Origin of the sequence: Paraburkholderia phymatum STM815 (genome assembly GCF_000020045.1) — a bacterium.
Taxonomy (GTDB): Bacteria; Pseudomonadota; Gammaproteobacteria; order Burkholderiales; family Burkholderiaceae; genus Paraburkholderia; species Paraburkholderia phymatum.
Genome location: NC_010625.1, coordinates 1,398,038 through 1,424,269, shown reverse-complemented (window position 1 = coordinate 1,424,269; position 26,232 = coordinate 1,398,038). Strand labels below are relative to the sequence as shown.

At 58.0% G+C, this 26,232-nt stretch carries 22 protein-coding genes and 2 pseudogenes; 10 read left to right on the top strand and 14 right to left on the bottom strand.

Annotated features, from left to right (window positions below; all coding sequences use genetic code 11):
• Positions 1 to 145 precede the first annotated feature (145 nt).
• From BPHY_RS33860 to BPHY_RS33840, 6 genes are all read left to right on the top strand, one after another.
• On the top strand, positions 146 to 1,114 hold the full coding sequence (locus tag BPHY_RS33860; RefSeq protein ID WP_012405981.1) for a sugar ABC transporter substrate-binding protein: 969 nt from the start codon (positions 146 to 148) through the stop codon (positions 1,112 to 1,114).
• Between the two features lie 246 nt (positions 1,115 to 1,360).
• Positions 1,361 to 2,671 (top strand): DUF3422 family protein, encoded by a 1,311-nt coding sequence (locus tag BPHY_RS33855; RefSeq protein WP_012405980.1) that lies wholly within the window; start codon positions 1,361 to 1,363, stop codon positions 2,669 to 2,671.
• A gap of 28 nt (positions 2,672 to 2,699) precedes the next feature.
• Positions 2,700 to 2,876 (top strand): hypothetical protein, encoded by a 177-nt coding sequence (locus tag BPHY_RS42785; protein ID WP_012405979.1) that lies wholly within the window; start codon positions 2,700 to 2,702, stop codon positions 2,874 to 2,876.
• Positions 2,877 to 3,574: 698 nt separating this feature from the next.
• Entirely contained in the window at positions 3,575 to 4,195 is a 621-nt protein-coding gene (locus tag BPHY_RS33850; RefSeq protein WP_041765797.1) for a (2Fe-2S)-binding protein, read from the top strand.
• Entirely contained in the window at positions 4,179 to 6,437 is a 2,259-nt protein-coding gene (locus BPHY_RS33845; protein WP_012405977.1) for a xanthine dehydrogenase family protein molybdopterin-binding subunit, read from the top strand. Before BPHY_RS33850 ends, BPHY_RS33845 begins: the two co-directional genes overlap by 17 nt.
• Positions 6,438 to 6,469: 32 nt before the next feature.
• Positions 6,470 to 7,834, top strand: coding sequence for a c-type cytochrome (locus tag BPHY_RS33840; RefSeq protein ID WP_012405976.1), 1,365 nt, complete (start codon positions 6,470 to 6,472; stop codon positions 7,832 to 7,834).
• A 310-nt stretch (positions 7,835 to 8,144) separates the two neighbouring features.
• Here BPHY_RS33840 and BPHY_RS33835 read toward each other — a convergent pair whose 3' ends face one another.
• From BPHY_RS33835 to BPHY_RS33800, 8 genes and pseudogenes are all read right to left on the bottom strand, one after another.
• On the bottom strand, positions 8,145 to 8,762 hold the full coding sequence (locus tag BPHY_RS33835) for a hypothetical protein (protein WP_012405975.1): 618 nt from the start codon (positions 8,760 to 8,762) through the stop codon (positions 8,145 to 8,147).
• Positions 8,763 to 8,853: 91 nt separating this feature from the next.
• Positions 8,854 to 9,858, bottom strand: a complete 1,005-nt coding sequence (locus BPHY_RS33830; RefSeq protein ID WP_012405974.1) for a DUF4062 domain-containing protein — start codon at positions 9,856 to 9,858, stop codon at positions 8,854 to 8,856.
• A gap of 1,137 nt (positions 9,859 to 10,995) precedes the next feature.
• Positions 10,996 to 12,192 (bottom strand): MFS transporter, encoded by a 1,197-nt coding sequence (locus tag BPHY_RS33825; protein WP_012405973.1) that lies wholly within the window; start codon positions 12,190 to 12,192, stop codon positions 10,996 to 10,998.
• A gap of 5 nt (positions 12,193 to 12,197) precedes the next feature.
• Positions 12,198 to 12,425 carry a tautomerase family protein gene (locus tag BPHY_RS33820; protein ID WP_012405972.1) on the bottom strand — a complete coding sequence of 76 codons (228 nt, stop codon included), beginning with the start codon at positions 12,423 to 12,425 and terminating at the stop codon, positions 12,198 to 12,200.
• A gap of 65 nt (positions 12,426 to 12,490) precedes the next feature.
• Positions 12,491 to 13,228: pseudogene (locus tag BPHY_RS33815) on the bottom strand (SDR family oxidoreductase).
• Between the two features lie 78 nt (positions 13,229 to 13,306).
• Positions 13,307 to 14,104, bottom strand: a complete 798-nt coding sequence (locus BPHY_RS33810; RefSeq protein ID WP_012405971.1) for a carboxymuconolactone decarboxylase family protein — start codon at positions 14,102 to 14,104, stop codon at positions 13,307 to 13,309.
• Positions 14,105 to 14,111: 7 nt separating this feature from the next.
• On the bottom strand, positions 14,112 to 14,588 hold the full coding sequence (locus BPHY_RS33805) for a (R)-mandelonitrile lyase (protein WP_012405970.1): 477 nt from the start codon (positions 14,586 to 14,588) through the stop codon (positions 14,112 to 14,114).
• Positions 14,589 to 14,592: 4 nt separating this feature from the next.
• Positions 14,593 to 15,003 (bottom strand): (R)-mandelonitrile lyase, encoded by a 411-nt coding sequence (locus BPHY_RS33800; RefSeq protein ID WP_012405969.1) that lies wholly within the window; start codon positions 15,001 to 15,003, stop codon positions 14,593 to 14,595.
• 105 nt (positions 15,004 to 15,108) lie between these two features.
• Here BPHY_RS33800 and BPHY_RS33795 point away from each other — a divergent pair, with 105 nt between their 5' ends.
• The gene (locus BPHY_RS33795; protein ID WP_012405968.1) at positions 15,109 to 16,014 is read left to right on the top strand and encodes a LysR family transcriptional regulator; all 906 of its coding nucleotides are present in this window, start codon (positions 15,109 to 15,111) and stop codon (positions 16,012 to 16,014) included.
• An 893-nt stretch (positions 16,015 to 16,907) separates the two neighbouring features.
• Here BPHY_RS33795 and BPHY_RS44060 read toward each other — a convergent pair.
• From BPHY_RS44060 to BPHY_RS33775, 4 genes and pseudogenes are all read right to left on the bottom strand, one after another.
• Positions 16,908 to 17,276 carry a porin gene (locus tag BPHY_RS44060; protein WP_341810909.1) on the bottom strand — a complete coding sequence of 123 codons (369 nt, stop codon included), beginning with the start codon at positions 17,274 to 17,276 and terminating at the stop codon, positions 16,908 to 16,910.
• Between the two features lie 145 nt (positions 17,277 to 17,421).
• Positions 17,422 to 18,737: pseudogene (locus tag BPHY_RS33785) on the bottom strand (IS701 family transposase).
• Positions 18,738 to 18,923: 186 nt separating this feature from the next.
• Positions 18,924 to 20,216, bottom strand: a complete 1,293-nt coding sequence (locus BPHY_RS33780; protein ID WP_012405967.1) for an IS701 family transposase — start codon at positions 20,214 to 20,216, stop codon at positions 18,924 to 18,926.
• A 206-nt stretch (positions 20,217 to 20,422) separates the two neighbouring features.
• Positions 20,423 to 21,529, bottom strand: coding sequence for an IS5 family transposase (locus BPHY_RS33775; RefSeq protein WP_012405966.1), 1,107 nt, complete (start codon positions 21,527 to 21,529; stop codon positions 20,423 to 20,425).
• 924 nt (positions 21,530 to 22,453) lie between these two features.
• Between BPHY_RS33775 and BPHY_RS33770 the strand changes: the two genes are divergently transcribed.
• Positions 22,454 to 22,792: a helix-turn-helix domain-containing protein gene (locus BPHY_RS33770; protein WP_012405964.1), complete on the top strand. Its 339-nt coding sequence runs from the start codon at positions 22,454 to 22,456 to the stop codon at positions 22,790 to 22,792.
• A 372-nt stretch (positions 22,793 to 23,164) separates the two neighbouring features.
• On the top strand, positions 23,165 to 23,725 hold the full coding sequence (locus tag BPHY_RS38935) for a hypothetical protein (RefSeq protein ID WP_157686888.1): 561 nt from the start codon (positions 23,165 to 23,167) through the stop codon (positions 23,723 to 23,725).
• Between the two features lie 206 nt (positions 23,726 to 23,931).
• Here BPHY_RS38935 and BPHY_RS33760 read toward each other — a convergent pair whose 3' ends face one another.
• Entirely contained in the window at positions 23,932 to 24,627 is a 696-nt protein-coding gene (locus BPHY_RS33760) for a hypothetical protein (RefSeq protein ID WP_012405962.1), read from the bottom strand.
• Positions 24,628 to 24,804: 177 nt separating this feature from the next.
• On the opposite strand from BPHY_RS33760, the gene BPHY_RS33755 reads away from it, so the two are divergent.
• The gene (locus BPHY_RS33755) at positions 24,805 to 25,071 is read left to right on the top strand and encodes a nuclear transport factor 2 family protein (protein WP_083775935.1); all 267 of its coding nucleotides are present in this window, start codon (positions 24,805 to 24,807) and stop codon (positions 25,069 to 25,071) included.
• 307 nt (positions 25,072 to 25,378) lie between these two features.
• Here BPHY_RS33755 and BPHY_RS33750 read toward each other — a convergent pair whose 3' ends face one another.
• The gene (locus BPHY_RS33750) at positions 25,379 to 26,095 is read right to left on the bottom strand and encodes a glutathione S-transferase (RefSeq protein WP_041766317.1); all 717 of its coding nucleotides are present in this window, start codon (positions 26,093 to 26,095) and stop codon (positions 25,379 to 25,381) included.
• Positions 26,096 to 26,232 lie beyond the last annotated feature (137 nt).

Genomic DNA, 26,232 nt, shown 5'->3' with positions numbered 1-26,232 from the left:
AGCATAAGTTTGAGAAGGTCGTAAGGTTCGTTGTGAACGACATCAAAGCTATCCACGGGCGTTGTTCGGTTTGCGAAGTAGGCGTTTCGACGGATCAACAACAAACGCAGTCAACATAGTCAGCTAACTATTTAGGAGACTTCTAATGGTATCGTTTGTTAAAGCGCTTGGTGCTACCGTAGTTGCCGGTGGGTTAGTATTTGTGTCAGGCGCGTCGATCGCAAAGGAAATTACATTTGGTTATGTCGCGGCTGGAATGCAATTTCCGTTTAACGTAGCCGTGGTAAAGGGATTTCAGGCGGCCGCCAAAGAGGTGGGTGTGAAAACAATTATTCTCGACGGCAAGACAAGCGTTGAAAAGCAAGGTAATGCGATCGACGATCTGCTCGCGCAAAAGGTGGATGGCATTGCGGTTTTGCCGATTGACGGTTTGGTTGCGCAAGGTTGGGTAGACCGAGTTACAGCTCATAATATTCCGTTCGTCTCGGTTGCAACCGAAATCGGAGATCCTCAGAAACGACCGATTCGGGATGTCTATCCCAAGGCTACAGCGCTGGTTTCAAGCGACGAGATTCACACGGGCATCAACTCAGGAGACATAGCGGCGCAATTGCTGCCGAAAGGTCGAGTCGCGAAGATCGCCATTCTTGAGGGCGCCCCTGGCATGCCTCAGAACTGGCAGCGAACAAAAGGTTTTAAAGAGGGTCTCGAGAAATCGGGGATCAAGTATCAGATTGTCGCATCGCAGCCGACCGATCTCACTCCGGAGCAAGGACAGTCTGTGTGTCAGAACATAATCACTGCGCATCCCGACGTCGACCTCATCTACAACCAGGCGGATGATCTGGTTATCGGTTGTGCGAAAGCAGTACGCGAAGCCAGCTCCCACGCCAAGCTTGTCGGGTGGGGCGGATCGCGCCTCGGAATTGCGGCGATCAAAACAGGCGATGTCGATGGTACTGTTTGTGTACAACCGGAAAAGATGGGTCAGTTGGCGTTCAAGGCGTTGTACACGCAGTTCACCAAGCCGGATACTCCAAAGGCGCAATTTATCGAGGTGGATACGCCGGGAGTAACGAAGGCAAACATCGCTAGTTGCGTACCTCAATGGTAGGTCAACGCCGACTCCATCCGATTCTGGACGGAGTACGGCATTCTCCTGCATTCGCGCCAAGATTGTGGATTAGCCGGCCACAAGTCGTGCCGACATCTTGTCTCGGAACAGACTATCAGAAAAACTGAAGTCACGGATCAGAACTATGAGATTTATTTGCTGAATCGTGTATGCCATAGTCAGTTACAGGCCGGCGAGTTAGGCGTCCGTTGTGCAGTTGAAGAGCAATCGAGGAGCATTTCGTTCATGGATCATCCTTTGCGCGCGACGCTGGCAGCGGAGTTACATGCTCGCCCTTTTCTGAAACTGGCTGAGTCGGTATCCCTTTCGCATTATGCGATATACGCCGAGCAAAATTCCTCGATACACGAGACGCTATTGCATGCTCTGTGCCTCGATACGGGAATACCGTTGCCAACTGAGGGTGTCACGCATTATTCAGTGCAATCGCCGTGTGGCTGGCACCTCAAGTGGGAATGTCACACCGAGTTCTCAACTTTCACGTTCGTCATCCCGCGTCACGACAGCGACTACTTCAACGACATCGCGATCAAGGGTGTTCCAGCACGTTGGTTTGAGCAGCTCGCCGGGATTCGTTTTGTTGCGTCTCGCATGGAACTGCTGACGGGAGCTAGTGCGAGCGCAGCGCGCAATTCTTTGCGTCAATGGATTGACGGACCTATTCTCGTCGGAAGCAACGTGCTTGCCGGTGGCCAGGTCTTCTGCGACTGGAGTGTGCGGCCTGACGGGTTCATGCGCTTTCTTGTTATTGACGATGGTTTTCGCGAGGAGCAGGGTGGGCGGTTGCTGCAGCGGTTGTACGAGATCGAAACATATCGAATGATGGCGCTTCTCTCGTTGCCAATCGCGCGCCGGATGAGTCGGGACCTGGATGAGATTCACGCTTCGCTTCAATCCTTGATGCAAAGCATGGATGCTAGAGATGCTGATTGCGACGACTCACAACTGCTGGTCAAGCTCACGCACCTTGCGGTGCGGGTCGAGTCGCTTTCTGGCTCCGGCGGTCGCTTTAGCGCCTCTCGCGCTTACGAAAAACTCGTGCTCGCCCGAATCCAGGAGTTGCGCGAAGAGCGTATCGAAGGGATGCCTACTATCCAGGAGTTTATGGAGCGCCGCTTCGCACCCGCGATGGAAACATCTCGCAGCGTTTGGGCGCGCCACGAACAGATCGCGGCCCGTATCGCGCGTGCCGTGGATTTGTTGCGAACGCGCGTCAATCTTGCTCAGGAAAAAGACGTCACTCGTATGCTTGCCGGTATGGAGCGCACCGCACGCAATCAATTGCATCTGCAGCACGCTGTTGAAGGTCTGTCCGTGGCCGCTATCTCATACTACGTGCTCTCGCTTGCTGCCGCAGCGTTCAGAGCGTTGCACGTGCTAAGTATACCTTTTGACCCGGAATTGGCGGAAGGCTTGGCCATTGGTCCAGTCGTGATAGCGGTAGTTGCCATTACGAGACGGACGCGAGGTCGGTTAAGAAGGCGCGACGCTAGCGGTGAAGGGCAATTCCTGCGTCCTTCGAGACAACCGATTTGAAATCTTAAGCTCTTCAGAAAGAACATCGATGACTCATTCTCAAAACAGCCACGTAGTCGAGCTCACGCAAACCGATGCGGATGGAGAGAAAGCAGCGCATGTGGCGTTGTATCGGTCCATTTTGCAGGAACCCGTAGCCTCTCTGGCGGGCAACGTGAATGACCGTCCTGACGTCGCGACCGCCGCAATTCTGGGCTACAACTGATGGGCTACAACTGACAGTCCAAAAAAGTTTGGCGCTGCTCCGCGTGACACGGCAGCCCGACGATACAACGAACGCAGACCCCTATTTTAGCGATAGTGCAGTCTGACGAGGACATTGGGATCGCTAGTTTTGTTGGCTGCGGGGACATACGACGGCGTGACCGACAGGTCGCTGCCGGCCGTTGCAGGGAATATCCCATTCCAGTTCGGAAATCGCGGGCGGTGCGCTTGCCGCATCGTAGCCGGAGATTTGGGAGCATATTCACGCGTCGCGCCACGTCGTCTTTCCAGCCATCAGAGATACCGCAGAACATCTTTCCTAGCCGCGACCTAGGCGCGGGGTGTCGCGGGTACGAGGGCCAGTAGAAAACTCAAGGCGCCGATAAGGCCCGCGCAGTAGCAGACATTCGCACGTGCCTTTTTTCTACGCGCTCGCAAGACGAATTAAGGCGACGCACGAACCATGGCCTAGTCTGTCTATTGACCTTTAGTCGTCGCAGCTAAACGTCGTCGAAGTCTACTCAATTCAAGCCGCTTTGACACTCGTGAGATTTTTTCATAGGGGCTATCGATACCACGTCGTTTATTCCGGCGGGGATGCGATGCTAGCATCGCTGCGGCTATGGGCCATATCCGTCCCCGCAATACCTTTTCCCGACGTTTGCCCGCGATTCGAGTTTCAGGAGATGCTGGTAGAGCATGCTAATCCAGATTAATGGCAAGACTTACGACGTCCAGTCAGAGGGCGATATGCCCCTGCTGTGGGTAATTCGCGATGAGCTTGGGCTCACAGGGACGAAATATGGATGTGGCCTCGCACAATGCGGGGCTTGCTCTGTCATGGTCGACGGTGTAGTTACACGCTCCTGCGTCACGCCCGTCGAAGGGATGGTTGGGCGCAAGATCACGACCATCGAGGCGATCGAGAACGACGAAATTGGTAAGCGAGTCGTCGCGGCTTGGGTAAAGCATCAGGTCCCGCAATGCGGATACTGTCAATCCGGCCAGGTTATGGCGGCCACCGCGCTGCTGAAGCAGACTGCACATCCCACCGATGAGCAGATTGCGGCTGCGATGGTCAACCTATGTCGGTGCGGAACCTATAACGCGATTCGCGACGCGGTTCGTGAATCGGGCGGCAGTGCGCCCAGCAATACCGCCGCCGCGATTGGTAACGCCAAGGTGGCTGCAGTACATCCGGCTCCCTCGGTCGCTGCTGCGGCGACAGCTCTGGCGGGCATCGCAGTAGTGAGCGCAATCGCTAAAGCAAAGTCTGAGACGGTTGAGGACGGGAGGGACGGTCATGACGAAGCCTGCTGACGCCCCGGCGCATGATGAGGTATTTCCGACGGGCGATCCGACGAACATTTCGCGGCGTCGTTTTCTTCTCGCATCGGCAGGAACTGCAGCGGGCGCGCTCGTACTTGGTTTCGGCATCCCAGTCGGCAAGGCGCGCGCACAACCCGCCGCTGCGGCGCCAGAGCCTGGCACGCGACTTCCTGCGTTTCTCGAGATTAGACCGGACAATACGATCCGTCTGCAGAGCCCTTTTATGGAGGGCGGGCAGGGCGTGATTACCGCGCTTGCGCAGATCGTCGGCGAGGAACTTGATGCCGAACCGGCGAGCTTCGTCGTCGAGCACGCGCCTGCCGGGGCCGATTATCAGATTTTGCCGAACCATATGCGGTTCACAGGCGGAAGCTCGTCTGTCCGCAGGAGTTATGTAACGATGCGGCGGCTTGGCGCGTCGGCGCGCCAGATGCTGATCCAGGCCGCTTCGGCAGAGCTCCGCGTGCCCCCAGATACGCTGAGCACCGAGCCGGGCAAGGTCGTTCATGTGACCTCCGGCCGCTCGCTGAGCTACGGGCAGCTCGCTTCGCGTGCGATGGACATGCCAGTGCCCGTTTCGGCCAGAGTGAAGCTGAAGGATCCGAGCCAGTTTCGTTGGATCGGCAAATCGATCCGGCGCCTGGACGTGCATGACAAGTCGACCGGCAAGGCCGTCTATGCAATCGACTGTCGCGTGGACGGAATGCTGCACGCAGCTATTCAGCACGCGCCGCGGCTGGGCTTGACTGTGCGCGCGATCCGCAACGAGGATCAGGTCAGGACGATGAAAGGAGTGCACTCCGTCCATCGCCTCCCTGGCGCGGTCGCAGTTGTTGCTGAACGCTGGTGGCACGCGCGGCGTGCAGCGGAGGCCCTCCAGGTCGAGTGGCGGGAGCCGGGTCCAGATTCCACAGTCCGTTACATGCCCGCCGATTTCTCTTCGGCCGCATTTGCCCAGCGCCTCGCCAACGAAACAGGCACGGGCGATGACGCAGAGGTCGCTGGCAATGTGGCCGCTGCGTTCGGGAATGCCAAGAAGGTCGTCAGTGCAACCTATCACAGCCAGTACCTGAACCATGCTCAGTTGGAGCCGCCATCGGCTCTTGCGCGGTTTAACCCGGACGGCACCCTCGAGTTGTGGACGCCGAATCAGGCACCCGAAATGTTCCAGGCCGACATTACCAAACGCACCGGTCTGGCTCCAGAAAAGGTCATCATTCATTCTCCGCTTCTCGGCGGATTCTTTGGGCGTCATTTTCCTTATGGGCCAGCTCTGGTCCATCCAGAGGCGATCCAACTGGCTAAGGAAGTCGGGCGACCAGTTAAGGTCATCTGGAGCCGTGAGGAAGAATTTCTGCGCGATGCATTGCGGCCTATGGCGGCCGTGCGCTTTCGTGCCGGACTTGACGAAAAGGGCGTGCCCACAGCTATCGAGGCGGTGACTGTGACTGAGGGCCCTACCGAATCGCTAGCCAACAAACGAGGCGAGAAAGTAGACGACAGTGCCGTTGAAGGTTTGGTCGGAAAGCATTACGCCATTCCTGATCGCCGGATCGCCCGACTCTATGTGAAGACCCCGGTCGTACTCGGCTATTGGCGCTCCGTCGGTAGCTCGATGAACGACTTCTTCTATGAGAGGTTCCTCGATGAGTTGGCCGACGAGGGCGGACACGATCCGTACGAATTGCGTATGCGCCTGTTACAGGGCAACCAGCGTCTGACCAATCTGCTGCGCGCGGTCGGCGAGTTGTCGGGCGGTTGGAAGCGCGGCCCATTCACAGCTGCAGACGGGACGCGCCGTGCGCGAGGTGTGGCATTGGCAAGAGCCTTCGGCACGGAGACAGCGGTGATCGCGGAGGTCTCGATTGAGCAGGGGCAGATCAGGGTGCATGACATCTGGGAAGCGATCGATCCAGGTAGTATCGTCAACCCGGCCATCGTCCAGGCGCAGGTAAACGGCGCAGTAGCGCTTGGGCTTTCGGAGGTCCTGCTCGAAGAGACGGTGTACGAAAAAGGCATGCCTGTCGCGCGCAACTACGATATGTATCCGATTCTGCCGCCTGCTCGCATGGCACGCGTACATGTGAAGATCCTCGAAAGTGGCGCCGAAATGGGGGGTATCGGCGAACCGCCATTGCCAGCAGTTCCTCCAGCGGTTGGGAATGCGGTTGCGAGACTCACTGGCCAACCCGTTCGCAGCATGCCGCTTTCACGATACACCTTCAATAGCTGACAAAGCTGCCGACGAGAAACAGCGAAAAACCAATGACGAAACGCAGGTTCGGAAGAATCCTTGTCGCGCTGCTGCTGGCCTGCCTGGTCGTCGCTGCCGGAACAAGCTGGTTCGTGACTCGCACGCCCACGTCCACATTCGATGGCGTTGCCAATGTTGAAACTCGGTCGGCCGAGTTGATCGCGCGTGGTGAATATGCCGCACGGGTCAGTGACTGCGTAGCGTGCCATAGCACGCCAAACAGCGCTCCGTTTGCTGGCGGTCTGGAGATGGCCACGCCGATGGGGGCGATATTTGCGACCAACATCACGCCTGATAAAGAAACGGGCATCGGGACTTATAGCCTTGCTGACTTTGACAGGGCCTTGCGTCAAGGCGTTGCACGCGATGGCCACCGCCTCTACCCCGCGATGCCTTACCCGTCGTATGCGAAGCTCGGCGTCGACGATGTGCGTGCCCTCTATGCCTATTTCATGCATGGCGTCCAGCCGGTCCGGCAGGAAAACCGGCAGAGTGAGATCCCGTGGCCTATGAACATGCGCTGGCCGCTCGCGCTCTGGAACGCAGTTTTCGTGAAACCACGTGCATACGAGGTCAAAGCGTCTGGGGACGCGCTGTGGAATCGTGGGGCATACGTCGTCCAAGGGGCCGGTCACTGCGGCAGTTGTCATACTCCTCGTGGAGTGGCAATGAACGAAAAGGCACTCGATGAAAGCAGTGCGCTCTACCTGTCCGGGGCATTGCTGGATGGCTGGTTTGCGCCTAGTCTTCGGGGCGATGTGAACACTGGACTTGGCCGCTGGAGTGAGGACGAAATTTTCCATTTCCTCAGAACCGGACGCGGTCAACATGGTGTCGTCTTCGGCTCGATGGCTGAGGTCTTCAACAACTCGACACAATATATGACTGATGGCGATTTGCGAGCGGTCGCACATTATCTGAAATCGTTGCCTGGTGACCCGAAGCGCGATGGACAGCCGTGGCAGTACGACACGGCCTCTAATAGCCATCTTGTGCTCGAGCGGCGCCTGAGGGTCCCGGGCGCGCAGACATACATGGTCAAATGCAGTTCTTGCCATGGCGTGGACGGACGTGGGCAAGGGCAGTGGATTCCCTCGTTGGCGGGATCGACAGCGTCAATGGCGACGGAAGACGCTTCTTCCATCAATGTGACGCTAAATGGCTCGGCACGGGTTGTTGCGAGTGGCGTTCCTGATGCCTATCGCATGCCTCCTTTCCGAAAGCAGCTCTCTGATCAGGACATTGCGGATGTTCTTACCTTCGTCAGAACGTCTTGGGGCAACAAGGGCGGGGCGGTGCATCCAGCCGATGTGGAACAGCTCCGGGAGCGCACCAATCCTGCAAGCAGCAACGTGATCGTGCTCCAGATGCGGTGACTATTCGCGTGAGCGGCTGTGGTAGGCGTCGGCCTTTGCTTTTCCGGATTCGGGGTTGGTAATATTCCTGAGTTAGGTTCGCTGGTTGCCGCCCAGCGATTCCCCGCAAAGTTACTGGGAAACGGCTGGCGCTGCCCTGTACATCGTGGGCTGGAAGAAAGCGGAGGATGGGCCGGCCGCGAAGTCAATTGGACTGTCTAAGCTCGTCCGTCGTGAGCCTTCGAACACGACATAGCGCCATCCGCGAGCGTGGCTGGACGCTAAGGATGGATCGAGCCGCGCCAAACCTGAAGGTCACTTCGTCCTGCGTTCATGAGCGATCAGCCCGTTGCTCCTTCCATTCGCCAGTTCGCCACCTTCGTTCGGCTTCGAGCTTTGCCTTGTTCATGAAGAGCGCTGGATCATCACTTCCGATGCCCTGCTTGTAGTGACAGTTATCGCACTCACAAACAGCGCCGCCACCGTACGGATAGTCGAAAGCAGCGGGCTGAAGCTCATAGTCGCACTCCGGGCAGTACAACTTCATGCCGTAGACATCACCGGACTTCGCGGCGATCTTCCAGCGCCAGCGGAAGCCGAATAGCACGTCAGTGAGATAGGTCGCAGGTGATGCTGGCTTCGCTTCGGAACTCGGTTGTTGGGGGTATTCAACTGCTTCATACGCCGCATCGATTCTCTTCTGCATACGGAGCCGCATCATCCACGCGCCAATCGCCGCGGCGGCTACTGTTCCAACAACGATTCGCCAAGGCTGATAGGGATAGTCAGTGGTCAGGAGATCGTAGGCTGCCGATGCGGCGTGTTGCACCGTGGCTAGAGTGAGATAGCCTTCGACGTGCGCCCACACAGCCGTCGAGCTAGCGCCGATCACCGTTGCAATTAGCTTGCTCCACACCGGGTCTTTCCAAATCCTTACAACCAGATCCATGCTTTGATGCTCCTATAGCCGCGCTTTTCCGTCCCGCCTCGGCGGTGGCGGAGTGCTCACGTAGACAGTCCTGAGTACTTCCGCTGTTGACTCAATCGAGGTAGCGAAGGAAAGTGAGGCTCAACCTCTTTGAATCATCGGTCGCAAGCTCGAACATCGCTGATCGTTCGCACTCGGTCGCGCGGACGCGAACCGCGAAGGTACGCCTACCTTTGTCATTCAGATCGAACGGGTCACCGAACATGCCGCCCGGAAGCGGCGCGCAAAAGCGGAACTTGTCAAGATGGTCCCAGTGCGCGGCAATATCCACGAGGCGTTCCGGATCATCGTGCCGCAGTTGGAATGCGCCGGTATCGAGCAGTTTGGAGTCCGCGCTTGGAATGTCGGGCGGCGGCGATATCTGCTCGACGTAGACCTTGCAATTTGAGAGCGTCTTCCCACCCGCGTTCCGGATGCCTACTCTAACCGTGCTCAGCATGTGGCCGGACTGAATCTCGTTGGAGTGGTAACGCTCGCTCGCGCCGGTAACCATCTCGATTAGTGGCGCACGTTCGGTGTGCCCGCTTGGTGCACTGCGAATCCTCGACGCGCGCACCCATCCATCCAAATTGTTCGTTTTTGCCAAATCGCGAATCGAGTTTCCGGCCTGTATGCGAATGTCTTTAACGTCCGAAATGAGGCTGCACATCTTTCCTAGGACGGTGGCGCGAAAGTCGGCCAGCTTTCTTGAATCATTCATCTCGACCGCGTCAAGACCAAGTGGGCCTTTAGCTTTGTCCCGAATCGTCTGATCCGTGAGACAGAGAGCGAAGAACGGTTTCTTGGTCTGGATGGCATATTCATACTCGAGCTGGATATAGCTCTTACCCGAATCCGGATCGATGCTGCCGTAACGCCCGCCGAGAATCAGCATAAAGACGTCGCAGGCGTCTATCCATCGCTTGATCACATCCATCTGCTTATTGTTGGAGGCCGAGAACAACTCCATTCCAGCTGGGATGTGCCCAGCCTCAAGAATAGCCGTAACCGCCGCTTGACGCTCATCAATCATGTCCGTATATGTGGACGAGATGAACACCTGATATTTCTTATCCATCTTCAGCCAGTCTCCAGCCGCAATGTAGTGATCGGAAGTCTAGCACCGCTCAACTCGTGTCCCGAGCACGCGAAGAAAACAGAGCTTCGGCCGTCCATCTTCATTTCGCACCTGCCGCCCTTAGGTCGGCGGATAAAACGAATTCGCCCCGTCAAAAACGCGCCTACCGGCGCAGGTTTGTGGGCAGGAACGTTTCGGCTAAAAAACCGAAATCTGCCGGAGGTTGGGCCGCTCCTCCACCACGCAGACAATAGTCTCGAGGCGCACTGCGCCGACGGTGCTTCAAGGGAGGCCCTGCCGAAGATAGAAGCGATGCGAAAACTGCTTGGAACTTATGGGTGATTTATTTGCAATGATTTCGTGGTTGAAATTTTTTCGAAATTAATGGGAATCTTGACGATCTTGACGATATACATCCCTGTCACACGTCGACCGCGCACACTGCCACCGACGTTAGGGCCGCCTCTTCCGACTGAAGAGCTTCGGTGGTGACCGCTAGCGTGGACGGGTTAGGACCGGTGGCGCGCTAGGGAAATCCGCACCACGGGGATGGGTTCTGAGATGCGGACGCGCTGGCGAAGCTAGAGGCGCGGGACCCGAAATAGTCTGGCGGAGTCGATTCAGCATGGATCGGTGGAAGGAACCTCGGTACGAGTTGCCTGGGGGCCTTCGGCTATCCCTTTGATATGCTTGATCAAGCATATCCTCGCTATACCCTAAGGAAGAATATCTTTGCTAAAGCATATTCTCAATCTTTGGGGCGATACGCGTGCGCGCGTTTTGCTTCTTTGCTTACCAGGGGAGGAGCGTTGGCAGTGTGCGTTTCGGTAAGGCGAACGATGGAGGGGCACGCGATTAAGGGATGGCGTCGGAGTACACCAGGCATACTGCTCGCTGCAGTTCCAAGCGCGGGCGGGAGGGTTGTATGTTGTGAGGGCAGAAGCGAGGTGCGTGTGCGCGTCGGGGACGCGGCATTCTTCTCCGATCTATCCGCCGCCATCCCTGGAGAGCCGGGGCCAAGCTACTGCCGCCGACGAGCCAGTGTCGGGGCGCTCAAGCCGACGACAGTGCTCGACTAAAGTTCGGGTGATTGACCCCAAGATACCCCGTTGAGGGGTGGACGCTGGCGTTGTTGCATCACACTGCTGCGTGGTGGCGTCGGAGCGGTCGTACAGCCACGCCAGCGGTGGAGGCAACAATAATGGCGCTGGTCAGGAAGACAGATCCCAAGTCAACATGTCCGCCAACCCATCCCAGGGCCGGACTGCCGATAGCCATTGCGACATCGAGAAAGGCCGTGTAGATGCCCATCGCCATGCCCCGGTTCTTGGGCGTTATCCTGCTGACAGCTTCGACGCCCAGCCCGGGATAGACCAGTGAATAGCCAAAGCCCGCAAGTGCGGCCCCCGCAGTCGCGAGCAACGAGGCCTCAGCCAACCACATGAGCAGCAGACCCGCTGCCTGAACGATGACGAAGATCGCAGCAACTCTCGCTCCGCCAAATCGGTCGGGAAGATGCCCGGCAAATGTGCGTGCTGCGATCAATGCGGCGCCGAAGGCGGTGAACGGGATCCATACCGGCTGCCAATGCATTTCGGTAAAGAAAAGCGAACTGAACGCCAGGATTGCACAGTAGCCGATACTCGCGAGCGCTGCACCCAAGCCAGGCAGCCAAACCACCTTCATGATCGTATTGAAGGACGCATGCTCGCCGTGGGCGTGCGGCGCGACCGCGGGCATTCGGGTCAAATAAGCCAGCACGATCAGTGGCAGCAGGGCGGTTATCAGGGCGATCGCGGAAAATCCGAACGATGTGTAAAGAATGGATCCGATAGGACCGCCTAGCGCCATCGCGGCAAACATCGCTGTTCCGACCCAGGCAATCACTTTCCCCGCATGTTGCCTGTCGACGAGTCCGAGCCCCCATGCAACGCCACCCGTGATGATGAAGCTCTCCGCGCCGCCCAGGACGGCCCGACCGACAAGCAGGATGGTGACAGACGCCGCCGGCACGGTCACGAAAGTTAGCGAAAGCAAATACAACAGGCCTGCCGCCACAGCAGCGACGAGACCGACCAGCACACCGCGTTTCGCTCCACGCCGGTCGGAATAGGATCCCGCCCAGACGCGCGAGAAGAGCGACGCCGCAAACTGCGCCCCCGCCACCAGACCAACAACGAACGGGCCAAACCCCAGATCATTGTTGACGTGTAGGGGCAGGACGGGAAGAGCCATGCCAATGATGATGAAGCCAGCGAGCACTGCGGTCATCACCGGCATCAGCGTCGCAACAACGGACTGCGCGGGCGCTTGCGCCGAAGGTGACTTGTACATGGCCTCTACATCCTGTATCCGGGTTTCTTGTACAGCGTTCCCGGCCGTTCCTCGATGTCCGGACGATAGACTTCGTCCTTCCATCGGTCAGAAGGAATTTCTTCAAACGCGACTGAGACAGACTCTTCTCCATAGCCCAGGATGTCCATCACATTGCGGGTGATTGCCTCGGCAAGACGTCGCTTCTGTTCCTCCGTCTTCCCGGGCCAGGCTTTAACGATGACGTGCGGCATGGCATCGTTCTCCAGTGGTTGGAAAGACCGGGCAGGGCGAGAACGCCCACCCGGTCGGCCATCGCTCAATATGCCTGGCTCGTGGGACGGAAAAGCACTTCGTTGATGTCCACGTCTTCGGGCTGGCTGATGGCGAAGGCCACCACACGGGCGAACGAGCTGGCGAAGATTGCCGCTTCATAGGTCTTCGCCATGCCTGCAGCGACGTCCTGGTCGGTAATGGTGTCGATCAGTTCAGTGGCGACCGCACCGGGCGAAACGATGGTGGTACGGATGTTCCAGGGCTTGACTTCCTGGCGCAGCCCTTCCGAAATAGCCCGTACTGCTCATTTCGTGCCGGCGTAGACGGAGCCGCCCGGACCGACCTTGTGGCCCGCGACCGATGAGACGTTGATGATCTGACCGGATTTCTGCGCCTGCATGTGCGGCAGGGCTGCCGCGATGCCATACAAGACGCCCTTGATATTGACGTCGATCATCCGGTCCCACTCGTCGATCTTGAGCTTGTCGAGCATCGAACTCGGCATCAGACCGGCGTTGTTCAGAATGACGTCGATCCGGCCGTAAAGCTCGACGGCGCGGTCGACCAATGCCTTGACCTGGCTGCGGTCGGTCACATCGGTCTTCACGATCGCTTTCGCATCCAGCCCAAGCTCGCTCGCGAGTGCCTCGAGCCGGTCGAGGCGACGCGCGCCCAGTACGACTTTGGCGCCCGCCTTTGACAGGTGGCGCGCAGTTTCCGCGCCGAGACCGCTACTGGCGCCGGTGATGACGACGACCTTGCCGTTGATGTTGTCAGTCATGAGTTACCTCCTTGCAGTTTTCCCAGCCCGGCATTTCAGTTCGAGCGACATCGACGCAGAATGCGGCCGGGCAATGTGTCATTGCGGGCTCATCGCACGCTTCGAAAACACGTCCTTGAATACAGGCATCGCCGAAAACACGTTTGGCCAGCCCGCATAAAACGCGAGTTGCGTCAGCGTTTCTGACGCTTCTTCCTTCGTGAGCCCGTTGTCCATCGCGCGGTTCAGGTGATATGTGATCTGTGCAACCTGGCCGTTCGCGACGAGGGCGCTGACCGTCACCAGGCTCCGGTCACGAGGTGCGAGGCCCGGTCGCAACCAGAGGTCGCGGAACAGAACGTCTGTCGTGTACTGGACGACGCCCGGAGCGACTGTGCCAAAGTTCTCCTGGACCGTCTGCGCGCGTTGCTGTTCCGCTGTTTCGTTCAGCGGCAGCAAAGCCACGTCTGCTGCGGGTAGCTGGTTTTCTGCGATATGCCGCTCGTCGAAGATGCGTTTTGCCACGCCCGCAGCGGCGGTAGCGTTCGCCCATCCGGAATAGAACGCCAGATGGGTGATGATTTCGGATAGCTCAGCGGGCTCCACGCCGTTATCAAGCGCCAGCCGGAAATGGAACGACATTTCGACAGCCTGGCCCCGTGCAATCAGCACTGAGAGCGTCACAATACTGCGGTCCCGCGGCGACAGTTGCGGTCGGTGCCAGAGATCGCCCAGGACGGTCCGGGTTGTATAACGTTCGAAGGCCGGGGAAACTGACTTCAAGTCGGTAAGTGAGAGGGATTCTTGCATCGGGTCGTCGGTCCTATTCATGTGTGCGCAGGCACTGAGGAGCATCGCCGCGCCTGCTGCTATCCCGAGCCAAAGCAGACGCTGCATTTCCGGCTTACTGTTTGCCGTATTGCTCATCGGTAACCTGGTCAAGCCAGTCGACATTCTTGCCATCGAGCGCCTCCTGAAGCGCGATATGCGTCATGCCTGTAGCGGAGGTGGCGCCATGCCAGTGCTTCACCCCCGCCGGAATCGATATCACATCACCGGCTGCAATTTCCTGCCTTTCCCTGTTGCACTGCTGTATCCAGCCCCTGCCGGACGTGACGATCAATGTCTGTCCCAAGGGATGGGCGTGCCAGGCGGTACGCGCGCCTGGTTCGAACGTAACGAGGCCACCAGAGAGACGCGAAGGCGCCCTTGACTGGAAGAGGGGATCGATGCGTACTGCACCGGTGAAGCGTGGTGATCCGCCGGTGATGGACGCCTGCGCACCGCTATGCGTGATTGTTATTGGCCCGGGAGGATCGTCGGCAGCACGAGCCGCGAAGGAGCCGACAGGAAGGCTGCAGCCACTATGTATGTAGTGCACTTCATTACTGGTCCTCGGCGCTACCGAGATACTGCTCGTCCGTTACCTTCTCCAGCCAGTTGACGTTCTTGCCGTCGAGCGCTTCCTGGATAGCGATATGGGTCATCGCGGTGGTCGACGTCGCACCGTGCCAATGCTTGTGGCCGGGCGGACACCAGATCACATCACCCGCGCGGATTTCGACGCGCGGCTCGCCGTCACATTGCGTCCACCCGCATCCCGCTGTTACCAGCAGCGTCTGGCAGAGCGGGTGCGTATGCCAGGCCGTGCGCGCGCCCGGCTCAAACGTTACGCTGGCGCAGGAGACCCGTGCGGGCGGCGGCGGAGCGTTCAGCGGATCGATCCGCACGATACCGGTGAACCATTCATCCGGCCCCTTGATGGATGGCTGGGAGCCTGCGCGTTTCAATTCCATGCTTTTCCTCGACGTCAGTAAGAACCACATGACGGTAATCTAACCGCTGGATATTGATGCGACTAGGTGGCAAAATCGGCATGCCCTTATGCACTGGAGCATTAATTGAAGGAAGACTTCAACGATCTGGTCGGCTTTATGACCGTCGCGCGCGAGCGCAATTTCACCCGGGCGGCCGCGCAATTGGGTGTTTCACAATCGGCGTTAAGCCGGACAGTGGCGGGTGTTGAGAAACGCATGGGCTTGCAGCTTCTTGCGCGCACGACCCGCAGCGTCTCGCTCACCGAGGCGGGCGAGCAGCTACTCGCAGCAATTGCACCCCGCTTCGAGGAAATCGAGGCTGAAGTGGATTCCCTGCGCGCGATGACAAACCGGCCGGGCGGGACCGTGCGAATTACCACGACCGACTACGCAGCGAACACCTATGTGTGGCCGAGGCTGCAGCCCCTGCTGCGGGAGTATCCTGAACTGAAGGTCGAGCTTGTCAACGACTATGGGTTGGCGGACATTGTTGCGGATCGCTACGACATTGGCGTGCGGCTTGGCGACCAGGTGGCCAAAGACATGATCGCCGTGCGCATTGCACCTGATATGACGATGGCGATCGTCGGCTGCCCGAGCTACCTGGAGTCAAGGCCTCAGGCGAAGACGCCGCAAGATTTAACACTGCATAACTGCATCAACCTGCGGCTGCCGACGCGAGACTCATTACTATCCTGGGAGTTACGCAAGGGCCGTCGCGAACTGCAGGTGAGGGTTGATGGACAGCTTACCTTCAACAACGTCTACCAAATGGTAGACGCGGCCCTAGCTGGCTTCGGTCTCGCTTATGTTCCGAAGGACATTGTTGAGGATCATGTCCGCACGGGGCGGTTGTGCTGGGTGCTTGAAGACTGGTATCCGACGTTCGTCGGACATCACGTCTATTACGCGAGTCGCCGCAAGTCTTCGCGAGCGGTTGAGCTTGTAGTCGACGCGCTGAAGATGGGTTATCAGCGAAAGGCAAAGTGACCAGGTTCAAGGGGCAGCCTGCGGCTGCGACATGCGCGGACGGACAGCCACCGACATTTAAGGCGCGGGAAATCCGAGCGACACTTTGAGAATGGACGAGCGTATCGGTCCGGTGGCCGGAAGGCGCGGAAGATCCGGAAAAATCGCGTTCGCGAAGTGACCAGCGGCCGAGTCGGAGCAGGTGATGCGGTTCACCGTGAGGCAGAGGTCGGGCGATAAGGTGCCGTGGACCAACTCACTCGCGCGAACAGCCGGATGATCGAACTACATGTGATAACGGACCTTTGACTTGCGACGCGACTCATTGAACACTCGGACTTGTAGTGTTTTCTGACGACCCGTCACGCGTCAATTCCGGCTCACGCAACAACGTCAACAACTCCCACAACCGCCCGCCGTCGATCCGGCGACAGGAATGAACGGCCATTGGGCGGTATGTCATTGTCGGCACTGCGTGACCGCGAGAGCGGCAGAACGCCATCCTCGCGCGGCGTAAATCGGCTCATAAGCAGCGACACATCGCACACTTAAGCGTACGCGTCACTTGGTGAGGGGACTCCGTACTCCTTCGAGCCGAGGGGCTAGCTCAGAATAGATGTCTCATGCCGAGCATCAAGCCTGTCTGATTGGTACCGGCCGCAGGCGTATTGCCTCCGCCCCCGGAACTAACGCTGTAACGGGCGTGCGAGCTATTAGAGAGATACCCGACCTGAACGTAGGCGGCCGTCGCCTTCGATAGGAGGTACATAGTGCGGACCGTGCTGAGCGTGGCGCGCGTATCGTGCTGCGCATTGAGCACACGATAGACGGAACCGTCAATCAGAAACGCTGGCGTAAAGAGATAACGTGCGCCGATGTAATAGATATCGGATCGCACGCTCGCGGCAGCGGCGCTAACCGGCTCCGCCCAACGACCTAGCCATCCCCCCCGATACTGTCGCGCCCGCGAACTTAAAGTACGCGTTGGCTTGAATTCTGGTGTCTTTCGCACCACTACCGGACAGCGATGTGGCTGGAACGCCGTCGAAAAAGTTAGCCGCTGCAATCGTGCCGCCTCGCTGCTGATCGTAGCTGGTGGCCACACCGAAATTTTCGGTGTCGTATTTGAGCATCGCGGACCATTGATGACATTGCTGGAAGTCGCCGGGGATGCCGCCAGCACAGGTTCCCTGTCCGGGGGAATTGCCTGTACCGGTGGAGTCGCGACCAAACGAGTATGTAGCGCCGAAAGTCAGTCCTGAAAAAGAGCCTTTGTACGCAATAGTGTTGTCGCTGCGAGCATTGGGAACATAAGCGTCTAATACTACTGTGTCATATAAATAGTTGGGCGCCCGATTGCTGTACTAGGGAGCGAGCCATCGTTGCATGAGCCTTAGTCCAAGCAGGATGCGCAACGTGGTAATGGAATTAGGAACGTGGCGTTGAGCGCGCTGGACTGCCCCGGGGGATGTAATCCGGGGGAAGGGCAGGCAGCGCCCGTTCAAGGAAGTTTTTTTATCGCGTCCATCCGATTGCATTCGGAGTCGCTGAGCCATCAGAAACCCATATGCAGCGATACTCAGTGTGGCGTGGTGGTGAAAGCCACGCCAGCCTCGCCCTTAATAATGACCGAGCCCAAACTCCTGTTTCAGGTCCTGATAGTCGCGCTCGATGCGCCAGCGCATCTTGGTCACGAACACAAGCTGCTCAAGTGTCGCCTCCTCGGGGGCGGTAGCGAGAAAGTATTTGAGCGGCTCCGTATCGCCTTCAGGCCATTCAATAAGCAGCCATTCTTCGTCGCGAACCGTACTTCGCCAATAGTCGTGATGTGCGGGACGAACCCGTACGGCGGTAAAACGTGAGGAAAGTGCGGCGTTGCTGCCTTCCCGCCAGGTTACGGTTTACCAGACGTTCACGGGCAATTGCATGGCCAGTTCCTTCACCGCGATCGGTTCGTGGCCGGGCGCACGGCGCAACAACGTTGGCGGCTTGCCGCGCCCGCTCCAGGGCTTGGGTGGAAGTGGCGCCGTGCCGGGCGCCCACACTGAGGTACCAGGCCGGATCCCAACCGCGTACAACAAACCCAGTTCCGATACGCCATCCCGGAAAGCGGTTTCGTCGCCGTACCCGGCATCGGCCAGCACGATGCCCGGCGCAACGCCGGATGCTATAGCCTCGCGAAGCTGGGCCAGCGCAATCTGTGGCTTGGTCTGAAAAACCAGTTCGTCGGGAATGCCAGCGCGACGGGCACGTTCCCGGTCATCAATCCATTCCTTGGGGACATACAGCTGCCAGGCAATCGGCAGGCTGCCGCGTTGCGTCGCGATCGACAGGCTCACGGCGATCTGGCAGTTATCCTGTTTGCCCAGTTGCCCACAGTATTGCCACGCTACGCCGACCGAATGCTTGCCCTTCTTCGGGAAGCCCGTGTCGTCAATAATCCAGTAATAGCCAGCCTCTTCAGCAGCGTGCAGGTCTAACGCGGGCATCACCCATTCGCGTACCCGCTGCAGGACCGCCCGGTCAGACCATTCTGCCTTGGCCACAAAATGGTGGAGTGACTGGTGCTTCGCACTCGCGTGAAGTGGGTCAATGTGCGCGGCCATTGGCTCGACGCTCTTGCGTGACAACGGCATTACCAAGCCCGAACAGTAACCCTTGAGGCCGGCATGGCGATCGGCGTACCCTAACGCCTGTGCCAGATGATTCAGATACGCGTCAAATTCGTCGACATCTTCTCTCATCGCGATCGCCTGAAGTATATATTATTCAATACTACTAGGTATTGCTTTGTTGCAAACAGATTTTGTGACACAGTGAGACTAATACTACTGTGTCACAAAACATTTGAGGTAACGGAGCAATACGGACATCTCTTTAATCGCCTGGAGATGTGTGCAGCAATCCGCCAGCGCAGCGTTGCGATCGAGTCAGGTACGTGTCGCTGCATTCGCTGGGGAGCCGCGTGGGATGTAGTCCGTGGGTAAGGCAGGTGCACTGCGGATTTCGGAGTTTTTTTTACCACCTTCATTGAGGCGCTGTGCGACGAGAAACCCATAGGCGGCGATGCATAGCGATGCGTGATGATGAAATCCGCGCCACCCACGTCCCTCGAAGTGTCCAAGGCCGAACTCCTGCTTGAGGTCCTGGTAGTCTCGCTCAATGCGCCAGCGCATCTTGGCAACGTGAACGAGATGTTCGACCGCCGTCTCTTCTGGCAATGTGCAGAGCCAGTATTTGGTTGGTTCGAGTTCGCCAATGGGCCACTCGATAAGCAGCCATTCTTCATCGCGCGGCGCAGCCCGCCAATAATCGCGGTGGGAGGCCCGCACGCGCAACGCCGCAAAGCGGGAACTCAGGGCGGTACGCGTACCTTCGCGCCACGAAACGGTCTGATAGCGGGATGGTTCGAGCGCTAGCGCAAGGTCTTTCACTGCGACGGGATTATGTCCCGGTACCCGTCGCTGAAGGCTTCTTGGTCGGCCAGCCTTACCTTGTGAAGATTCAGCAGGCAGTGGAGCAAGGCCCGGTGGCCATACGCGGGTGCTCGACTGGATACCCACGGCGTATTGCAGTCCCATTTCACTAACGCCGTCACGAAACGCCGTGTCGTTCCCATAACCCGCATCTGCCAGCACGACTCCGTTCGGGGCACCGCTTTGCCGTGCTTCGCGCAGCTGTTTGATGGCGATCTGCGGCTTGGTCGCAAAGCCAATTTCCTCGGGAACCCCTGCCAACCGCCGTCTCGCCGGATCGTCCGCCCATTCCTTCGGAAGGTAAAGCTGATAAGCGACGGGCAGGCTCGCCTCCGTGGTGGCTACCGACAGGCTCACGGCTACCTGACAATTGTCCTGCTTACCCAACTGCCCGCAATATTGCCGCGCCACGCCCACCGAATGCTTTCCCTTCTTCGGAACACCGGTATCGTCAATGATCCAATACAGCCCGTTTGAGGGATTCATGTGCGGCAATACCCAGCGACGAACCTGTTCAACTAATGCGGCGTCCGACCATTCGGACTTTGAAACGAAGTGATGCAGGGACTGGTGCCGCGCACTTACGCGATGCGGCTCGAGATGGGCAGCCAGCGGCTCAACACTTTTACGCGCAATCGGCAGCATCAGCCCCTGACAATAGCCCACCAGACCGGCACGACGATCACTGTGTCCAATTGCCTCGCATAGGTGTTCCAGGTACTCGTCGAACGATGTTTCCCAGTCCATCGCTTCCTCATGCAAAGGATGAAGAAGCTCCTATAATGCCATGGATTTTATGACACAGTAGTACTAACAGGCTGTTGAAAAACACCTTGCCGGCTTTGAGCACTTCGTTTCATCGAGTCGCTGCGCGGATTTGATTGATGTCGGTTTAATGCTCAAAGCCTTTCATTCAAGTGGATGCAATGCCATTTCCTCGCTGCCTGTCGCTCCTATGCCGCTTTCGCGGCGAGCGTGCGCATGCGAGTCAGGTTGTAGGCCGCCTGAGTCAACAGGAAAAGCTGGTCAACTCGGTGCAGGCTCCGAAACATCGCCTGCCGAATCCTGCCAACCGTCTTGCTCCAGCCAAAGACCTGCTCAATGCATTTGCGCTTGCGCTGACTGACGGCATAGCCGGCCCAGCGCGTTGTGCGTCCGTCGATGGCGGAGCCACCCGCGCGGCCATTGTTTTGCGCAACATGTGGCGTCACGCCGTGTGCGCGGCACGTCGCCACGAAGCCAGCCGTGTCGTAGTTCTTGTCAGCACCTACCGTAATCGACGTATCGGCAAACTGCGCGGCGTCCGCAAGCATTTCGGCTGCTGTGTCCCGCTCGGCTGTGCCATTCGCCTGCGTCACCCGTGCGTTCACCACGAGGCCGTGTCGGTTATCAGTCAGCACGTGCCCCATGTAGCAAAGCATCGCGCCCGTGCCACGACTCTTGCGAAACAGCCGGGCGTGACTGTCCGTGCTGGATTCATGCGTATCGTTGCTACGCTTCTCGCCATGCCAGTTCTCGTGAGAGCCGGCACCGCCGTCAGGTGGCGAGTTGTCATCCGACTTCGCCTTCGGCACAGAGCTCTTGTGTCCGGCCCAAGCCTGAATGAGTGTGCCGTCGACGCTGAAATGCTCGCCCGACAGGTGGCCACGCACGCGTGCTGTTTCGACCGTCTCATTGGACAGACTGACCATGACATCATGGGCCATCACTCGGTCGCGGTTCTTACTGAAGGTAGAGTGGTCCCAAACCACATCGTCCATCGCCAGTCCGACGAACCAGCGGAACAGCATGTTGTAGGAGATTTGCTCCATCAGCATGCGTTCGCTGCGAATCGAATACAGCACTTGCAACAGCAGTGCGCGAATCAGCTTCTCCGGCGCGATACTTGGGCGTCCGCCCTTCGCGTCGCTCTCGTACATGCGCGAAAAGACCGAATCCATACGAGTGAGCGCTTCGTTCAACCACAGCCGAATCGGTCGCAACGGGTGATTGGCCGGAACGAAGTCATCGAGCCTGGACATCGTGAACATCGACTCTGTATAGCTGTCCGCTCCGCGCATCGCTTCAGTCTCAGTGTTGTTCGATTCTTCATTTCAACGTTTACCCCTCCCGCGCGGATGACGTGCGCGGGAGGTATTTCAACAGCCTGCTAAACTTCCACGCGCGTGGGAAGATCAATCTCAATCCAGGCTTTCAAAGGCGTTCTGTCTGGCGATATAGATAGCGTGTGCTGCCCCGAAAATGATGTCAAACATGGTCTGCGTGAACTATTGGCCGCACTGGGGCGATGGGATGTTCTGTTTCGCACACCATCTGGCGCGATAGATATCGTTCATTGACGGTTGCGTAGGCGCTTCGGGTTGCGCGACAGGCGCCCTTGGGAAGCCGGCAACATCATTCCACGCTTGAATATCTGTCTGCTGGCAACTCTTGTACGCGGCACTACACGCGTTATACGCGGCGTCAACGGCTGTCTGCTCCGAGTCGTATCCGGTTTGCCACGCGCACCCGCCATCACCACACACTAGCGCGCCATATCCAGGTCCAAGACTTCGATGCAAAACAGCACACTTCCGAGCGAGCTTCGTGTGCCCGCTGCGTCGCGCCGCTGCGCGACAGCCTGACAGCGCCACGCTGTCTGCCTGCGTTTGGGTGTCGTAGTTACTGGCCCGGAACAACGTCGAATTATCAGCCGGCACCGCCGATATAGCGGTGAAGGCAAAGCTGCCTGTACAGAACATCAGGGACGCACAAAGGCAACCTGCCAGCTTAAGTTTGGCTCTCACTGTATTTATTTTCTCCAATCACCCCGCAGACCCACGGCCCCTTGTCGGTCTGAACCCTAGCGCAACCAGAAATCTCGTCCCGGAAACGCATCGCGCTTGCATGTGCGTCCCTCGCCGGCATCCGAGCGGACCGCACATGATTGCCGATATTACGAATTTCGTAGAGAAGCGGCAAGTCAAATCTGCGATTTTCGTAGGATGATCAAAAAGGAACCAGGTACCGTCTTCGGGCGCCGCCTTCGAGCCGCGCGGTTGCGGGCAGACATCCCCCAAGACACGCTCGGAGTCAAGATCGGTCTGGATGAAGGGACCGCAAGTGCTCGGGTGAGCCGGTATGAGACCGGGGTGCACGAGCCGCCGTTTGGCATAGCGGTGAAGCTAGCCGCAGCCCTTCGGATACCTGCGGCGTACTTCTATTGCGAGGATGACGAGCTCGCCGATGTCGTGCTCGTTTGGGGGCGTCTTACGAAATCTGAGCGAAAACGTATCAAGCCCCTCATTACTGAGGAGCTCGAGAAGGCGAAGGGGGCCGGGTAGCCGTCATCGCAGTACGTCGCATCGAACTTCTTTGCTCCGCCGACGCCGACCCAGCAAGGCAGACCATCGAGCCGTAGTCCAAGGTTCTCGCGTTGGAAAATTCCGCGGCTCGGTTCACAGACAATCGCATGATGACGGCGACTCTGCGAACTTGCCTACAAGGGAAGTTATGCTGCGCAATTATAAGTCGCAAGCGTACGCGTGGCCCCGCGCCGACCCGAACTATTACGGCATGGGGCGCCAAACAGCATGCGCTGGACCTCGCCTGATGTGGTGACGCAGTCGACCATGCATCGCTCACTAAAGTTTTTGCGCCTGCGGTCGTTGATAGGTGTGAGCATGACCTAGGAACTGATGAAGGGAGAGTGAGCATTGGAAGCGATAGGCAGCCTCTTGGCTGGTGTCATGGGCGGGATGGGAGCCGCGATGTTGAACAACTTTGTTGGCGAGGACTATCGGCGCTTTCGCGACGGTGTAGCGTTGGCTGGCGCTCTCGCTGGTGAGCTTGATGCGCACGCGAAGTCCATACCGGAGATTCGTTCGAAACTGCTTCAATGGGCGGAAGGCCCCGAATCTCGCGAACCTATTCGTAACTTCTCGCCGCCTACAGATCCTGTTTTCGATAGCTCGGTTGCCAAGCTGGGACTGCTCGGCCCGAAACTGGCTGGTAAGGTCGCATCCGTCTACCAGGAGATTCGCCAGATACGAGCTGACCTCTTGATAGTCGCGCAGGAAGTAAAGGAGATGCAGGCAGCTGAGTTGTCTGCACGACTCGGTCGATGTGTTGCCCTTCTGAATGTGAGTGAACCGCGCGCTCTTGCACTGATCTCGGAACTGAAAGTCTACACTGGTAGACGCTACTTCCTGTGGCGCTGGATCTTCGTTTTCGTAGCCGGAGTCTTTGGGAAGCGAGAGATTAACAGTCCGGCGTGAGGCGTTGCTCCGAGCGGCCACCGAATCAGTTCAACGCTATGTCTCCTCGTCTTGATGCTGCAAGATTTTCAGCCAACACCAAAACCTTTCGGGAGTCGAACGTTAAGCTCACGCACTAGCTTGTTGAGGAAGCACATTGCCGTGACGTGATCAGCTCAAGTTCTGCGCGGCGAACCAGTCAAAGAATATGTTCGCCCGGGAACGTATCAGGGCGCAGCGCCTCCGGCGATTTCTATCGTGCGTGCCACTCCCTGGTCAGCTCCCAATCTTCCTTCAAATGCAAACTGCTTTGGTTCCTGAAGTGATACTTTGCGTCTTGCCTCGGCGTTTGCGATGAAATCGCAAAGTTCGCGTTCCAGAGACGCGTCTCTGGCACCGGGTTTCCACGTTGCGGCACCGAACCGGCGGCGCGTAGCATGGGCTAGCACTAACGCAGACATCGCGGCCTTCGCGCATTCAAACTCAACCTGCCAGCAGAAATCCGCTGGTTCGCCGAATTCGCGAAAAGCCTCTACATGCTCGCGGGCAGCATGCAGCGTCGCTGGATACTCGCGTAGCTCAGAAACAGCCTTTCGGTTGAGGACTTGCCAATCAAGATTGTCCGGGAAGGCGAACGACGGGATGGTTACACCCTTGAGCGGTTCGTGGCCGGTAAGATTTGCTGACGCCGTTAATGCCCATGCGGCCTTGTGCATCATCGTGCGGCAGGCACGAGCATGGCCTTCCAGCGACAACGCAAGTTCCAACGCCGTATCGCGGCGCTGACGTTTACGCCGACGCGCATTCAATGCAGCGATCCATGCGAGCGTGATGACGGTGCTGACTGCCGCCGACGTCATCGCGACAGTTATCGGGTTGTCCCAGCCGAGGTTCTGGATATATTCAAGCCATTCGTGCCGCATGCCATGCGCCTCCAATAAATGAGGTGCGCAGAATATAAGCAATCGTTTGCAGCCGTGCCGAAGCAAAAAATTGGAGTGTGTTATTGCCGCAACGTTTGACTCGAGCGACGGGCGGCGAGGGCGCGTCGGGGCCGGTTTGCTTGAAACAGCTCGCGATTCAATGCAAGCCTCGCGGCCCTGACTGCCTCTCTCGCGACGCTCGACACGACGCACTACGTGACGAATCCGCGCGTCACCATCAGTGGCGATACCGCACGTCTGGATGCGCTCGTGGAAGCGCAGCGCGTTCCCTGCGACAATCGCACTCGCCATTATCTGATAAAGAATCGCTACGACGTCGAGTTGGCAAGAGAGGGCGACGTCTGGGTCATCATGATCATGCCGAAAAACACTGTCGACAACGTCTGGCGCTCCGGAGATTCTGCCGTTCTTTCTATAGTGTAGAAGTGCGCTCACTTTCAAGTCGAGCGGTGAAATGACCGAGTCGCCACCGCTATTTGTGTTGCGTCTTCGCTCCTACACGCCAAGTGACTGCGGCATTTCCGTTAACGGTGGCCTGGCCGGATCGGGCGATGGTCTCATAATGGCAGAGGTTTGCCGGTCGTCCCGTTCGCGCACGCGATTTCTGTCGGGGCTTTATCTGTAGGGCCGTACACGCGGCCCAAGGCGCCCTTTCGTCTAGCTGTGGGCGAATGGCGAGCTTCCGCGGCAAGCAGCCGCACTTTGCACGGGTCGCCAGAGGTCCGATTCGTCAAGCTTCCTGGTTAGCTGCGGCTGCGGTGACCCCAGCGAACGCCGGCTGATTCTTGACACTCTGGCGAGCTCGCATTTTCGAGTACCAGCCCAGAAGTGCTTCGCACTCTCGAGGCACCGGAAGCTTCACAATCGACGCAAATACCAGTCCCCCGATGAGCGTGATGTCGGCCATTGAGAAGGCGTTTCCCGCGACAAACGGCTGCTTTTCCGATACGGCATTGAAGTAATGCATGCCTCTCAGAGCTTTATCGCGCTGTCGCAGCCCCCATTCGTTGTTCTGGTAGAGCTCCACGTCTGGCCCGAGCCCCGGCGTTGCATGGTGGAAATAGACGCTGATTGGGTCCAGTAATTCTACTTCAGCTCGCTTGCTCATCATGTGAATGACGCCCTTTTCGAGCGGTGTCCTGCCAGTCAGTGATGGCGCGCCATCGAGCGAATCAAGGTATTCAGTGATTGCGGTGCATTCGGCGATGCACGTTCCGTCGTTGAGCTCGAGAACCGGCAGCGTTCCCGAGTAGTTCTTCCCGGTGATGAACTCTGGCTTTTTGTGCTCCGCCTTGTAAAGGTCGACCATCACAAAATGCACGCGCGATAGAAGATCTTTCTCGGCGAGGGCGATACGAACACGCGTCGGGTGGGGCCCCGTGGGGAAATTGTAGATCGTCATTATCGGGAGTCGGGTTACGTCGAGATCGACAGTGCTGGACATCATGCTCACCTCTCTGCGGTAGGGTCATACGGGTTCGGACCCGTTACGGGAGATTGCTGTTAACTACCTAACGTTAGGTAGGTTTACAGTAGAGGGTATAATGCCGCCTGTCAACGATGAATTCCGTCGGAGGTGGTATC

Coding starts and splice junctions, on each gene's coding strand:
- BPHY_RS33750 (WP_041766317.1), bottom strand. CDS start 26,095: ATGATGTCCAGCACTGTCGATCTCGACGTAACCCGACTCCCGATAATG.
- BPHY_RS33810 (WP_012405971.1), bottom strand. CDS start 14,104: ATGCAGCGTCTGCTTTGGCTCGGGATAGCAGCAGGCGCGGCGATGCTC.
- BPHY_RS33780 (WP_012405967.1), bottom strand. CDS start 20,216: ATGGACTGGGAAACATCGTTCGACGAGTACCTGGAACACCTATGCGAG.
- BPHY_RS42785 (WP_012405979.1), top strand. CDS start 2,700: ATGACTCATTCTCAAAACAGCCACGTAGTCGAGCTCACGCAAACCGAT.
- BPHY_RS33850 (WP_041765797.1), top strand. CDS start 3,575: ATGCTAATCCAGATTAATGGCAAGACTTACGACGTCCAGTCAGAGGGC.
- BPHY_RS33830 (WP_012405974.1), bottom strand. CDS start 9,858: ATGGATAAGAAATATCAGGTGTTCATCTCGTCCACATATACGGACATG.
- BPHY_RS33770 (WP_012405964.1), top strand. CDS start 22,454: ATGATCAAAAAGGAACCAGGTACCGTCTTCGGGCGCCGCCTTCGAGCC.
- BPHY_RS33760 (WP_012405962.1), bottom strand. CDS start 24,627: ATGCGGCACGAATGGCTTGAATATATCCAGAACCTCGGCTGGGACAAC.
- BPHY_RS33820 (WP_012405972.1), bottom strand. CDS start 12,425: ATGCCGCACGTCATCGTTAAAGCCTGGCCCGGGAAGACGGAGGAACAG.
- BPHY_RS33825 (WP_012405973.1), bottom strand. CDS start 12,192: ATGTACAAGTCACCTTCGGCGCAAGCGCCCGCGCAGTCCGTTGTTGCG.
- BPHY_RS33835 (WP_012405975.1), bottom strand. CDS start 8,762: ATGGATCTGGTTGTAAGGATTTGGAAAGACCCGGTGTGGAGCAAGCTA.
- BPHY_RS33800 (WP_012405969.1), bottom strand. CDS start 15,003: ATGGAATTGAAACGCGCAGGCTCCCAGCCATCCATCAAGGGGCCGGAT.
- BPHY_RS33860 (WP_012405981.1), top strand. CDS start 146: ATGGTATCGTTTGTTAAAGCGCTTGGTGCTACCGTAGTTGCCGGTGGG.
- BPHY_RS33840 (WP_012405976.1), top strand. CDS start 6,470: ATGACGAAACGCAGGTTCGGAAGAATCCTTGTCGCGCTGCTGCTGGCC.
- BPHY_RS33855 (WP_012405980.1), top strand. CDS start 1,361: ATGGATCATCCTTTGCGCGCGACGCTGGCAGCGGAGTTACATGCTCGC.
- BPHY_RS33775 (WP_012405966.1), bottom strand. CDS start 21,529: ATGCGCGGAGCGGACAGCTATACAGAGTCGATGTTCACGATGTCCAGG.
- BPHY_RS33845 (WP_012405977.1), top strand. CDS start 4,179: ATGACGAAGCCTGCTGACGCCCCGGCGCATGATGAGGTATTTCCGACG.